Annotated in this window: 14 protein-coding genes; 3 read left to right on the forward strand and 11 right to left on the reverse strand. The window is 69.8% G+C overall.

Annotation, left to right across the window (positions count from 1 at the left end):
* Both C5B96_RS07850 and C5B96_RS07855 read right to left on the reverse strand, forming a co-directional pair.
* Positions 1-866 (reverse strand): HNH endonuclease signature motif containing protein (locus C5B96_RS07850; RefSeq protein ID WP_158507140.1); only part of this gene is annotated, 866 nt, incomplete at its 3' end.
* Positions 848-1,573 carry a DUF222 domain-containing protein gene (locus tag C5B96_RS07855; RefSeq protein WP_104244628.1) on the reverse strand — a complete coding sequence of 242 codons (726 nt, stop codon included), beginning with the start codon at positions 1,571-1,573 and terminating at the stop codon, positions 848-850. The genes C5B96_RS07850 and C5B96_RS07855, both read right to left, overlap by 19 nt.
* A gap of 193 nt (positions 1,574-1,766) precedes the next feature.
* Here C5B96_RS07855 and C5B96_RS07860 point away from each other — a divergent pair, with 193 nt between their 5' ends.
* On the forward strand, positions 1,767-2,420 hold the full coding sequence (locus tag C5B96_RS07860) for a GNAT family N-acetyltransferase (protein ID WP_104244630.1): 654 nt from the start codon (positions 1,767-1,769) through the stop codon (positions 2,418-2,420).
* Positions 2,421-2,446: 26 nt separating this feature from the next.
* On the opposite strand, the gene C5B96_RS07865 is transcribed toward C5B96_RS07860, so the two are convergent.
* From C5B96_RS07865 to C5B96_RS07905, 9 genes are all read right to left on the reverse strand, one after another.
* On the reverse strand, positions 2,447-3,307 hold the full coding sequence (locus tag C5B96_RS07865; protein ID WP_104244632.1) for an aldehyde dehydrogenase family protein: 861 nt from the start codon (positions 3,305-3,307) through the stop codon (positions 2,447-2,449).
* Positions 3,304-4,914: an aldehyde dehydrogenase family protein gene (locus C5B96_RS07870; RefSeq protein WP_104244634.1), complete on the reverse strand. Its 1,611-nt coding sequence runs from the start codon at positions 4,912-4,914 to the stop codon at positions 3,304-3,306. The genes C5B96_RS07865 and C5B96_RS07870 overlap by 4 nt, the downstream gene beginning before the upstream one ends.
* A gap of 10 nt (positions 4,915-4,924) precedes the next feature.
* Entirely contained in the window at positions 4,925-5,935 is a 1,011-nt protein-coding gene (deoC, locus tag C5B96_RS07875; protein WP_233189075.1) for a deoxyribose-phosphate aldolase, read from the reverse strand.
* A gap of 63 nt (positions 5,936-5,998) precedes the next feature.
* On the reverse strand, positions 5,999-7,249 hold the full coding sequence (locus C5B96_RS07880; protein ID WP_233189076.1) for a CynX/NimT family MFS transporter: 1,251 nt from the start codon (positions 7,247-7,249) through the stop codon (positions 5,999-6,001).
* Entirely contained in the window at positions 7,246-8,175 is a 930-nt protein-coding gene (locus C5B96_RS07885; RefSeq protein WP_104244636.1) for a bifunctional riboflavin kinase/FAD synthetase, read from the reverse strand. The genes C5B96_RS07880 and C5B96_RS07885 overlap by 4 nt, the downstream gene beginning before the upstream one ends.
* Complete coding sequence (locus C5B96_RS07890; protein WP_104244638.1) at positions 8,172-8,624, reverse strand: hypothetical protein; 453 nt, start codon at positions 8,622-8,624, stop codon at positions 8,172-8,174. Before C5B96_RS07890 ends, C5B96_RS07885 begins: the two co-directional genes overlap by 4 nt.
* A gap of 13 nt (positions 8,625-8,637) precedes the next feature.
* On the reverse strand, positions 8,638-9,006 hold the full coding sequence (locus C5B96_RS07895) for a hypothetical protein (protein WP_104244640.1): 369 nt from the start codon (positions 9,004-9,006) through the stop codon (positions 8,638-8,640).
* Between the two features lie 58 nt (positions 9,007-9,064).
* Complete coding sequence (gene truB / locus C5B96_RS07900) at positions 9,065-10,006, reverse strand: tRNA pseudouridine(55) synthase TruB (protein WP_104244642.1); 942 nt, start codon at positions 10,004-10,006, stop codon at positions 9,065-9,067.
* Positions 10,007-10,072: 66 nt separating this feature from the next.
* A complete protein-coding gene (locus tag C5B96_RS07905; RefSeq protein ID WP_146078116.1) occupies positions 10,073-10,690 on the reverse strand; it encodes a hypothetical protein in 618 nt (205 codons plus the stop codon).
* Between the two features lie 42 nt (positions 10,691-10,732).
* Between C5B96_RS07905 and C5B96_RS07910 the strand changes: the two genes are divergently transcribed.
* Both C5B96_RS07910 and C5B96_RS07915 read left to right on the forward strand, forming a co-directional pair.
* A complete protein-coding gene (locus C5B96_RS07910) occupies positions 10,733-11,608 on the forward strand; it encodes an A/G-specific adenine glycosylase (RefSeq protein WP_104244646.1) in 876 nt (291 codons plus the stop codon).
* 108 nt (positions 11,609-11,716) lie between these two features.
* Positions 11,717-12,716: ketopantoate reductase family protein (locus C5B96_RS07915; RefSeq protein WP_104244648.1), on the forward strand; the 1,000-nt coding region annotated here is incomplete at its 3' end.

Genomic DNA, 12,716 nt, shown 5'->3' on the forward strand with positions numbered 1-12,716 from the left:
GTTCGGGTCCAGTCGAGGGTGTCGGGTGGGGTGAGGTAGGGAGTTCCGTTACGCATTGAAAGCGTCCACCTGGTTTTGTGCACATGTGAGTGGTGGAAATGGCACAGCAGTGCACCGTTGTCGACGTCAGTCATACCACCGGGGTGGGTGTCTGACAGCCAACCGTCGACGTGGTGGCTCTCGCACCAGGAGGGTGGGGCGTCGCAGCCCGGCCAGACGCATCCGCCGTCCCGGGCGGCGAGGGCACGGTTCTGCGCCGGAGTGAACAGGCGCTTCGTCTTGCCGTGCTGGAGGACTTGGCCGTGATGGCCGAAGAGGGTAGTGATGGTGTCGGCGTGACAGAGCAACGCCTCGACAGTGGTGTGCGGGACGGGTTCGGTGAGACCGTCGACCCACCCGACACCACGCCCGGCGACGATGTCGTCGAGGGTGGCGTGCACGTTGATGGTCGGTGCTGCACCGTTGATGCGCGGCAGCGAGGGGAGCCCGGCGGCCATCGAGACGAGTTGCACGAGCGCGTCCGCAGTCTTCTGGCCGCGGGTGCGGGTGTCTGCGAACACAGGGTCAGGCGAAGTGGCCGGGTCAGGCGAGGTGGCCAAGCCGGGCGAGGAGGCGAAGTCGGGCGTGGTGATGTCGCCGCTCGTGGTTGCGGCGCGGGAAGAGTCGGAGTCGCTGGCCACTCCGGAGAGGTCGCTGGCCACCGAGGTGGAGCCGCCGGGCGTCACAGTGAAGTCATCGGCCACCCGGGTGGGGTCGTCGGGTGCCGACAGGGTGGGATTGCCGGCTGGCGGTGTGGGGTCGGTGAAGGTGACGACGCGGGGACTCGTGAACGGCTCGAGGACCGCCTTCAGGATCGCCGCGGACACGGCGGGAGACAACCGGTGAGCTTCGTCATCCCGGAACGGTGCGGGGAGAGGGTCAGGTAGCGGCGGTCGTGGAGATCTGCCTCGCGCGGCTCTGCGCCGTCGGGGTCGAGGTGCTCACGCGCACGAAGCGCCAACACATCCACATCATCCGCGGTATAGCCGAGACCACCGATCGTCTGCTGCGCCAACGAGACCAGTTCGCCTTCGGCCTCCTCGAGAGCCTCGGTGAAACCGGTGCGGGTCGCTACGTCGTGCAGGCGCTTCGTGATCGCGGCCGCCGCATCGATACCGAGCGCACCGGTGGCGAGGGCCTCCGCGACCCGCGGGAACCGCGGCGGATTCGGCAGACCCGTCACCGAGAACGTCGTGTGCACCTGCGCCGCCAGACGCACACGCGCCGACGCTGTCGACACAGATACGCCCGTCACCGCCGCCAAGAACTTCGCGGGTGTCGCGAAGTTCTGCGACCGCGACAGACCATCATCGCCGTACGCAGCATCCGACCGGGCCGCCACCTCCCCAGCCAAAGCAACACGCAACCCGTCGACGAGACGGCCCACCGACTCGAGCTCCGCGAGAGCCGCCACCAATTCCTCGTCGGCAAGCCCACCGGGCGCGGCAGCCACACCGCCAACACCACCGGCATCGCTCAAGCACTCCCAGGCATCCTGAAGCCCAGCAAGCAGAGAAGCGGCTGAAGTGGTCATGGCACAACCCAACCACCCACCACTGACATTCCCTCAGCAAAATGAGGCCAAAACGACCCTCAGGAGCAAATTGGTTTCTGAGAGTTTTCACCCTCGCTGAGGTCAGCCGTTCCCAGCAGAATGGAAGACCTGCAGCGAGCGACGGGCAGGCAGGCAGACAGACAGGCAGGCGACGACGAGGCGGGAGGCGACGGTGGCGTTCTTCACGCATGAGCTGGGTGAGGGGTTCGACCTGGCGCTGCGGGATCCGGCGACGGTCGACGGGATGCTGGCGCTCACGCAGGCTAACATCGAGCGGCTTCGGGCGTGGGAGCCGTGGGCGCAGGGCGAGCAGACGCGCGCCGGGCTGGTTGCGTACACGAATTCGCTCATGGCGGAATGGGTCGCGGGGCGCAGCCTGCCGACGGTGGTGCGCTCCGACGGGAAGTTGATCGGCTCCATCACGTGCCGTATCAGCCGGCCGGCACGCGCGGCGGAGCTCGGCTACTGGATCGACGGACGCTTCGAGGGGCGGGGTGTCGTCGCGCGAGGGTGCCGCGCGATCATCGGCGAACTGGCCGAAGAGGGAGTGAGGCGGGTCGAGATCCGCACGGCAGCAGGCAACGAACGCAGCCGACGGGTCGCCGAGCGGCTCGGGTTCAGGCACGAGGAGACGCGGCGCCGGGCGTTCCCGGTGGGATCCGTGCGCCACGACCTCGTCGTGTACGCGCTCGACATCGGTACGGGGGCTTCGGCGCGACAGGCTTCGGCGCGGCGGGCTGACGCGAGCCAGCGCAGCGAACGTCAGCCGAGGCTGCCCGCCCCAGCCCGCCCCGCGCCGGGCCAGCGCAGCGAAGAGCGGCAGTGAACACCAGCCCGCCTCAGCCAAACAACTCAGATGAGCGACTTCGTGTGCCACACCGTCTTCGTCTCGGTGAACCCCACGATGCGCGCGAGCGAGGGCGTCGCCGCATCCGGACCCGACTCCGGCGGGAAGACACGCTTCAGCGTCTCAGCAGCGTCGATCTGCAGCTGCACCCAGTCGAGCTCGCCCGCGCCGACGAGGTCGAGCGCGTTCACATCGGCGTGCGACGCGAGCCAGGGCGCCATCTCGGCGGGTGATCCGGTGAGCACGTTCACCACTCCACCGGGCACATCGCTCGTCGCGAGAACCTCGGCGAGGCTGATCGCCGAGAGCGGCAGGGCCTCCGACGCGATCACGACGACCGTGTTGCCGGCGACCAGGGCCGGAGCGACAGCCGAGACGAAGCCGACGAGCGACGACGTCTGGGGCGCGACGATGGCGACGACACCCGTCGGTTCGGGCACCGAGATGTTGAAGTACGGCCCCGAGACCGCGTTCGCGTTACCTGCGACCTGAACGTACTTGTCGGCCCAGCCGGCGTACCAGATCCAGCGGTCGATGGCTTCGTCGACCTGCGCCTCGGCCTCCGACGACGACACGCCCTCGGCCAGGGTGATCTCCTCGATGAACTGGGCACGACGCCCTTCGAGCAGCTCGGCGATGCGGTAGAGCACCTGGCCACGGTTGTACCCTGTGGCCTTCGACCAGCCCGAGACGGCGGCACGGGCCGCGACGACGGCGTCACGGGCATCCTTACGCGACGCCTTCGCCGCGTTCGCCAGGAACTCGCCCGAGGCACCGAGCACCTCGTAGACACGGCCCGATTCGCTGCGCGGGAACTTTCCGCCGATGTAGAGCTTGTAGGTCTTCGGCACGGCGAGGCGGCTCATTTCAGGTCTCCTTCGGTTGCGGCGGTTCCGGCGGTGTCGGTGGTCCCGGCAGAGTCGGCGTTTCCGGCGGTACCGCCGGCACCGGCGACGACAGCCGCCTCGCCCTGCTCAGCGTTGCCGCTGTCGATCTCCGCGGCTCCGGATGCCCGTTCCGCGGCCCGGCTCGGCAGACCGGCCGGCGCGAGGTACGCCGCGAGCCCCTGCTTGCCGCCCTCGCGACCGTAGCCGCTCTCCTTGTACCCGCCGAAGGGAGACGCCGGATCGAACTGGTTGTAGGTGTTCGCCCACACCACTCCGGCACGCAGCTTGTCGGCGACCGCCAGCACCCGGGAGCCCTTGCTGCTCCAGATGCCGGCCGACAGCCCGTAGGGGGTGTTGTTCGCCTTCGCGACCGCCTCGGCCGGCGTGCGGAACGACAGGATCGACAGCACAGGCCCGAAGATCTCGTCGCGCGCGATGCGGGACGCCGTCGAGACGTTGGTGAACAGCGTCGGCGCGAACCAGAACCCCTCAGACGGCAGGTCGCAGGCCGGGCTCCAGCGCGAAGCCCCCTCCGCCTCTCCGATCTCGGAGAGCTCCGAGATGCGTGCGAGCTGCTCCGCGGAGTTGATCGCCCCGACGTCGGTGTTCTTGTCGAGCGGGTCGCCCACCCGCAGCGTCGAGAGGCGCTCCTTCAACCGGTCGACGACCTCGTCGTGGATGTTCTCCTGAACCAGCAGTCGGGACCCGGCGCAGCAGACGTGCCCCTGGTTGAAGAAGATGCCGCGCACGATGCCCTCCACGGCCTCGTCGATCGGGGCATCGTCGAAGACGATGTTGGCGCCCTTGCCGCCGAGTTCCAGCGTGAGCTTCTTCGACGTGCCGGCGAGCGAACGGGCGATCTCCCGGCCTACCGAGGTCGAGCCGGTGAAGGCGACCTTGTTCACGTCGGGGTGGTTGACGAGGTCGCGACCCGTCGAACCGGCGCCCGTGATGATGTTGACGACCCCAGCGGGCAGCCCCGCCTGCTGCACGATCTCGGCGAAGAGCAGAGCGGTCAGCGGCGTGGTCTCTGCAGGCTTCAGCACCACCGTGTTGCCGGCCGCGAGAGCGGGAGCGATCTTCCAGGCCAGCATCAGCAGGGGGAAGTTCCAGGGGATCACCTGCGCGGCGACGCCGAGGGCCCGCGGGTTCGGGCCGAGGCCGGCGTGGTCGAGCTTGTCGGCCCAGCCCGCATAGTAGAAGAACCAGGCGGCGACGAGGGGAACGTCGACGTCACGGCTCTCCTTGATCGGCTTGCCGTTGTCGAGGCTCTCCGCCACCGCCAGCTCGCGGGCGCGCTCCTGCACGAGCCGCGCGATACGGAAGAGGTACTTTGCGCGATCACGGCCCGACAGCCGCGACCACGTCGAGTCGTAGGCGCGGCGCGCGGCGGCGACCGCGGCATCCACATCCGCCGTCGACGCCGACGCGATGGTCGCGATGCGCTTCTCGGTGGCCGGTGAGATGGTCGAGAACGTGGGGTCGGAACCCGCGCGGAACTCCCCGTCGATGAACAGGCCGTACTCGGACTGCAGGTTCAGCAGGGCGGTGGACTCCGGCGCGGGAGCATATTCCAGAAATGACATGTGATGCTCCTCAGTCGATCGTGACGTAGTCGGCGCCGGAATAGTGGCCGGTTGCGAGCTTCTGGCGTTGCAGCAGTACGTCGTTCAGCAGGCTCGACGCCCCGAATCGGAAGAGGTGCGGCTGCAACCACTCCTCCCCCGCGGTCTCCGCCACAGCGACCAGGTACTTGATCGCGTCTTTGGAGGTGCGGATGCCGCCGGCCGGCTTCACGCCGATCTTCTCGCCGGTCAGCCGGTTCCAGTCCCGAACCACCTCCAGCATGAGCAGGGTGACGGGGAGCGTCGCTGCGGGAGCGACCTTGCCCGTGGAGGTCTTGATGAAGTCGCCGCCCGCGAGGATCGAGAGCCAGGATGCGCGGCGCACGTTGTCGTAGGTGTTCAGCTCGCCGGTCTCGAGAATGACCTTCAGGTGGGCGTAGCTGCCGTCTGCCCGACGGCAGGCCTCCTTCACCGCGACGATCTCGTCGAAGACCTGCCCGTAGCGGCCGGAGAGGAAGGCACCGCGGTCGATCACCATGTCGATCTCGTCGGCACCGGCGGCGACGGCGTCGGCCGTGTCGGCGAGCTTGACCGCGAGCGAGGCGCGGCCGCTCGGGAAGGCGGTGGCGACCGCTGCGACGTTGATTCCGCCGGAGACCTCGTCGAGCCCGTGCGAGGCTCCGAGGGCCTCGACGGCGGCTGGCACCATGTCACCGTAGACGCAGATCGCGGCCACACGCGGGCAGGTGGGGTCGGCGGCATCCGGAGTCAGCCCCTTCGCAACGAGCGACCGCACCTTGCCCGGAGTGTCTGCCCCTTCGAGCGTGGTCAGGTCGATCAGCGAGATGATGCGGTCGAGCGCCCAGGCCTTCGACGTGGTCTTGATCGAACGGCTGCCGAGATCGGCGGCGCGCGCCTCGAGGCCGACCGCGTCGACGCCCGAGATGCCGTTGAGGTAGCGCTTCAGGCTCGACTCGGTGAGCTCGCCGCCGAGCACCTCGGTGGCCCGGGATGCCGGACTCACCACTTTGTCAATCGTCACAACTGCACCCGTCTTTCCTGCTCGCCGCGAAAGGTCGGGGCAGAGCATCATCAAGTGTAGACGTCAGACCCGGTCGGGCTGCCGAACCCACTGGTCTTCGATCACCGCCGGCTTCGACACCACCCGGGCGCAGAGCAGAATGACCCCGACGCTCGCCAGCAGGAAGAGCAGCGGAACGGTCCAGTTGCCGGTCAGCTGGTGCAGCACGCCGACCACCAGCGGCCCGAGGGCACCGATCACGTAGCCGAGGCCCTGCACGAACCCGCTGAGCGCCACGGAGCCGCGCTGCGTGCGGCTGCGCTTGTTGATGAGCAGCAGAACGAGCGGGAAGAGCATCGGGCCGGTGCCCGCGCACGCCACCCAGAACCACGGCGCGGCGCCGGGTGCCAGCAGCAGGCCGAGGTAGCCCACCAGGTAGGCGACGACGCCGAAGAGGATGATGCCGGTCACGTTCTTCACGCGACCCGCGATGACGGGGATGAGGAGGGAGGCGGGGATGCCCATCCCGGTGTAGATCGACAGCAGCGCCCCCGCGCCGGCCTGGTCGACGCCGGCGACGTCGGTCAGGATCTCGGGGAGCCAGGTGAAGCCGGAGTAGGAGTTCAGCGCGGTCACACCGAACACGATGGCGAGGCCCCAGGCGATCGGCGAACGGCGGGCCCGGCCGAGCATGGCGGAGTCGGCCTCAGGGAGCACTCCCTCTTCGAGCTTCGGGTCGGGCACACGACGACGGTCGCGACCGAGCAGCCGGATCCACGGCACGATGGCGACGACGGCCAGCACGCTCCAGACGCCCACCGAGAAGCGCCAGCCGACGGCGTCGCTCAGCGGCACCGCGGTGAGCGGCGGCAGCAGGGAGAACACCGACATCACCGTCGCATAGAGCGAAGTGACCAGCCCGATGCGGTCGGGGAAGTACTTCTTCACCAGCGGTGGCAGCAGCACGTTGCCGACGCCCATGCCCGCAAAGGTGAGCGCGCTGGCCAGCACCAGCGACGGGAAGGAGCCCGACAGGGCGCGCAACACATCACCGCAGACCATCGCGGCGAGGGCCACGATGAGCAGCGACTCCACGCGGAGGTACCGCTGGAAGAGCGGCGCGAGCAGCCCGAACAGCGCGAAACAGAGCGGCGGCAGGGTTCCGATGATGCCGACATCGAGGCTCGACAGCGGGATGTCGACGCTGATCTGCTCGAAGATCGGAGAGAGCGCGGCAACCGCCGTGCGGAGGTTCATCGCCACGAGCACGATGCCGACGAAAGCCAGCGCCCGCCCGGCGAGCAGACGCCTCGCCGGCACGGGGCCGGCGCTCACTGGAGGAGCTCTCTCACCTGTTCGACGTCAGCGTTCATCTGTTCGATCAGCGGCTCGATCCCGGTGAACTTCACCATGCCCCTGATGCGGGCGGCGAAGGCGATCAACACGATGTGGCCGTAGAGGTCGATCGTCTCATCGAGCACGTAGGCCTCGACCTGCTTGGGCGGCACGCCGTCGAAGGTGGGGTTGCTGCCGACCGAAATGGCGGCCGGGTACCGGGTGTCGCCGTCGGTGAGCCAGCCCGCGTACACACCGTCGGCCGGGATGAGCCCCTCCGACCGCGGCGAGAGGTTGGCCGTCGGGAAGCCGAGCTCCCGGCCGCGTTTTGCGCCGTGCACGACCTCGCCCTGCACCGCCGGAGCGTGCCCGAGCAACTTCGTCGCCGTGACGACGTCGCCCTCGCTCAGCAGGTCGCGGATCCAGGTCGACGAGACCCGTCGGTCGGCGGTCGGCATCACGTCTTCGATGATGTGCACAGCGAAGCCGAACCGTTCGCCGAGTTCGGTGAGCATCGTGATGTCGCCCTCACCCCGCAGGCCGAAACGGAAGTCGCGGCCGACGAGCACCACCTTGGCCTTCAGGGCGTCGACGAGGATGCGGCGCACGAAGTCGAGGGGGCTGAGGTAGGCGATGGCCGCGTCGAAGGTGAGCATCAGCGTCGCATCGAGCCCGGTGCCCGCAAGGAGGTCGAGCTTCTGGTCGTTGCCGACGAGGGCGATCGGAGCCTGCTCGGGCTTCAGGAAGGCGAAGGGATGCCGGTCGAAGGTGACGGCGGTCGAGACCAGGTTCTCGCGGGCCGCCACGGCAAGCAGTTCGCGGATGACCGCCCTGTGCCCTTCGTGCACACCGTCGAACTTGCCCACGGTGATCGCCGACGGACCGAAGTCGGCCGGAACCTGCTCGATCGCGGTGAAGACCTTCACCGCGAGGCACCCTCGACGGGCGCGCCCTCGACCCCGGCCGGCACCGGTCGGTGCTTCGACAGCCAGAGCATGCCGAGCACCGGCAGCACCAGGGGAATGAACAGGTAGCCGACCCCGTAGTACGACCACACCGACGCGTGCGCGAAGAGCTCGGGCGCGACGACGCTCAGCGTGCCGACCACCAGCACCCCGATCATCTCGAACGTGATCGTGATCCAGGCGATGCGGTACCAGATCGCCCCGCGCGCGACGAGCGCGACGGTCGCGACGATGTACACCGCGGCCGAAACGGCAGAGAGCGTGTAGGCGAGCGGCGCCTGGTCGAACTGCTGGATGATCTGCACGAGCGAGCGGCCGAAGGCGCCGAGCGCGAGGATCGCGTAGACGACGACGAGCACACGGCCGACGCCCGCGATACGGGGGCGCTGTGTGGCGGAGGGAGTTGGCATGTCAGTACTGAGTTTAGACGTTCTGGTACAGCCAGATTTCGTTCATGCGGAACACCATGACGGCGATCGCGAGGCAGGCCACGCCGAGAATCACAGTGCTCCACTTCGTGCGGTCGATCAACGCCCAGAAGACGGCGGCTGCGGGCAGCAGCAGCGCAGACACGGCGTAGACGTAGAACTCGAGGAGGTCGCCGCGCGCATTGTTGCCGAAGGCGGGCGAGAGCAGGGCGACGACGAATTGGATGATCAGCAGCAGCTCGACGAGCGCCGTCGCGCCGAGCGTGTAGTCGTTCGGGGTGCGACCGCTGAAGCCCACGATGAGGCAGAGCACGCCGGCCAGCACGGCCACGGCGATCTGCGCGTAGGCGAACCACTCGATCATGCTGTGCCTCTCGTGCTGCGGCTGTCTGTGCGTGTGCTGTGGCGGCGGCTCATGCTGCTCATGCTGCGCCCCCGTCGGTGGGGAAGTTGACGAGAACCCGGGCGGTTCCACCGCGGATCTCGAAGAGGCCGATGAGAAGGCCGTCCGGGTCGATCGCCGCGAGGGGTCCCGGGGCGTTCTCGGCGTCGAGCGCGACGCGTTTGCCGTTCCGCAGGTCGGCGGCCTGGGAGGCGTCGAACGGGATGCTGGGGTAGAGCTCTGCGGCGACGGCTGCCGGGGCGAGCAGGTCGCGGTCGGCGTCGATCGTCTCGAGGGTGTGCGCCCGGTCGATGCCGAACGGGCCGATGCGGGTGCGCCGCAGCACCGTGAGGTGCCCGCCGACCCCGAGGGCGTCGCCGAGGTCGCGGGCGATCGCCCGGATGTAGGTGCCCGACGAGCAGACGACCCGCACACTGACGTCGCGGAAGGTGCCTGGTTCCCCGTCGCCCGGCGCAGCGGTGCTCACGAGTTCGCTCGCCAGCACGTCGATCGACGAGATCGTGACGGCACGGGCATCCAGAACCACCGTCTCGCCGCCCCGCACCCGGGCGTACGCGCGCTTGCCGTCGACCTTGATCGCGCTGACCGAGCTGGGCCGCTGCAGCACGTCGCCCGTGAGTGCGGCGAGCCCCGCGACGACCGCCTCGGGCGTGACGGCCTCGACGTCGCTCGCGGCTGCGCGCTCGAGCACCTCGCCCTCCGCGTCGTCTGTCGTGGTCGAGGCGCCGAGGCGGATGACGGCCTCGTACTCCTTCTCGAGCCCCACCACGTAGGTCAGCAGCCGCGTCGAACTGTTGACGCCGAGCACCAGCAGGCCGGTCGCGAGGGGGTCGAGGGTGCCAGCGTGGCCGACCTTGCGGGTGCCGGCGAGGCGACGGGTACGGGCGACCACATCGTGGCTCGTCAGCCCCTGCGGCTTGTCGACGAGCAGGATGCCGCTGCGGCTCGATGCGGAATTCACTCTGCCAAGCGTACAAGGCCCCAGCACCGGCCGGATCAGCTGCAGCCAGGTCAGCAGCGGTCGGCGTCAGCAGCGGTCGGCGAACACCCGCTTCGGCACCTCGCTGTCGGTGAGCTCGACGATCGCGTCGGACGTCGCACGGGGCCCGACCGCCGTCCGGTAGAGCGCGTCGGCCGCCGAGGCGCGCGCATCACCTGCTGCCGCCGCACCGGGCTCCAGGTACAGCACGAAGTTCGCGATACCACGGAGCTCGGAACGCTGCAGGAACGGCCCGTCGATGAGCAGCACAGCATCGGCCGGGGCCGTCTTCCACCGCGGCTCCAGCGGCCGGTCGCGCGACGCGTCGAAGCTCGCCGTGACGAAGCCCGCACTGCCGCCCATGCGGAACGGATGCACCAGCACCCGCTGGAACGTCGCGTAGTCGAACCGGTCGTCGTAGTAGCCCTCGGGCGAATCGGCACCACGCTGCTCACGCGACGCGCGCGGCAGCAGGAAGTCGGTGAGCGAGGCACGGGTCACCGGATGCCCGGCCTCCCTGAGCGCCATTCCTAGGTCATCGGCGAAGGCCCCGGTGCCGACGATGCCGTCGACCGCGACGACGCGGCGGCCGCGACCGTAGTTGTGCGTGATCTCGGCGGCCAGTGCATCCATGAACGCGGTTCGGGGTGTCGGCGTAGAGACCATGTGCCCAGTCTACGTTCGCCACCGGCGGTAGATTGGGGCGTGATGCAACATGCCACCGTGCTCTCAGACACGCTCATTGCCTGGTTCGCCGAGAACGCCCGCGATCTGCCGTGGCGTCGCCCGGGCTTCAGCGCCTGGGGCACCCTCGTCAGCGAGTTCATGCTGCAGCAGACGCCCGTCGTGCGCGTGGTTCCACGGCTCGAGGAGTGGCTCGACCGCTGGCCCACCCCGGCCGCCCTCGCCGCCGAACCCGCGGGCGAGGCGGTGCGTGCATGGCAGTCCCTCGGCTACCCGCGCCGCGCGCTCTGGCTGCACGCGGCGGCCGTCGCGATCGTCGAGCGGCACGCCGGCGTCGTTCCCCGGGGGGTGGATGATCTGCTCGCCCTGCCCGGAGTCGGCGACTACACCGCCCGCGCTGTCGCGGCCTTCGCGTACGGGGACCGCCACCCGGTCGTCGACACCAACATCCGCCGCGTGATCGCCCGAGCCGTGGAGGGGCAGGGCGAGCCGGGCCCGCCGAGCGCGCGGATCGACCTCGTCGCGATGGAGGCGCTCCTCCCCCACGAACCGGTCGCGGCACGGGCGTTCAACGGGGCGATCATGGAGCTCGGCGCCGTCGTCTGCACAGCCCGCGCCCCGCGCTGTGACGCCTGCCCGATCGCGCGCGCATGCCTCTGGCGAACGGCCGGCTACCCGCCCTTCGAGGGCAGGCGGAAGGCCGTGCAGAAGAAGTACGAGGGCTCCGACCGGCAGGTGCGGGGGCTCGTGCTGCGGGCGCTCCGTGGCACGAGCGGGGCGGTCCCCGCGTCCGACGTGGCCGCGCTCTGGGCCGACGACGATCAGCGTGCACGCGCTGTGGCAGGCTTGCTGGCAGACGGACTCGTCGTCGAGACCGGTGCGGGATACGCGCTGCCGTAGCCGCGGCATCCGGTTGTCGAAGCGTCGCGCGGCTCGCGGGACATTCCCCGCCGCACCACCCGCCTCACAGCGCACCTCCCCCACCGCCCGCTCGTCGAAAGGCCGCCCATGCAGATCGCCGTCATCGGAGCGGGCGCCATCGGCGGAACCATCGCCGCTCTGCTCGACCGGGCGGGCCACACTGTCGAGGTGACCGCGCGCGGTGAGCACCTCGCCGCGATCCGCGAGTCGGGACTTCGTCTCTCGGGCGCCTGGGGCACCCATCTGGCACGCGTCGAGGCCGCCGAGACGCTCACCCGGACGCCCGAGCTGGTCTTCGTCTGCACGAAGGCTCAGGATGCCCGCTCCGCCATCCTCGCGAACGCCGACCTTCTCGCGGGCCGGCCGTGCGTGATCGTGCAGAACGGTCTCGAAGCGCTCGGTACAGCGCGGGACGCCCTGCCCGAGGCCGAGTGGATCGGCGCCCTCGCCCTCTATGCGGCCAGCTTCCTCGCGCCCGGCGAGGTCACGGTGACCGCCGCCGGGCCGACCTACCTCGGCACCGGCGAGGGCGAGCCCTCCCCCGCCGCCCGGGAGGCCGCAGGAGTACTCGGCGCGGTCATGCCGGCCGACGCCGTGCGCAACTTCACGGGCGCGCAGTGGTCGAAGCTGATCGTCAACCAGGTCAACGCCATGCCGGCCATCACGGGGCTGAGTGTGCAGGAGACGATCGCGGATGCGCGGCTCCGCCGCATCATCACGCGGGGCATGCAGGAGGCGGTGCGCACGGGGTTCGCGCTCGGCCGGCGGTTCGGCCGGGTGCAGGGGCTCAGCAACACGGTGCTGCGGCTGTTCGCGGCGGCGCCGCCCCGGCTCGCCGAGCAGCTGCCAATGCTGATGGCGCGGCGTATGGGGTCGACGCCGAACCCGGGGTCGACGCTGCAGAGCATCCGGCGGGGGCAGCCGACCGAGGTGGACTACCTCAACGGGGCCGTCGTCGCCGAGGCCGCCCGCGGAGGCCGCACGGCGCCCGTGAACGCCGCCCTCACGGCCCTCGTGCACGAGGTCGAGCGCACGGGCGCCGTGCGGCCTCCGCGGGCGGCCTCGGCGACGACGGCCCCGTTGAGGT

Source organism: Subtercola sp. Z020 (assembly GCF_002931235.1).
In the GTDB taxonomy this organism is placed as follows: Bacteria; Actinomycetota; Actinomycetes; order Actinomycetales; family Microbacteriaceae; genus Subtercola.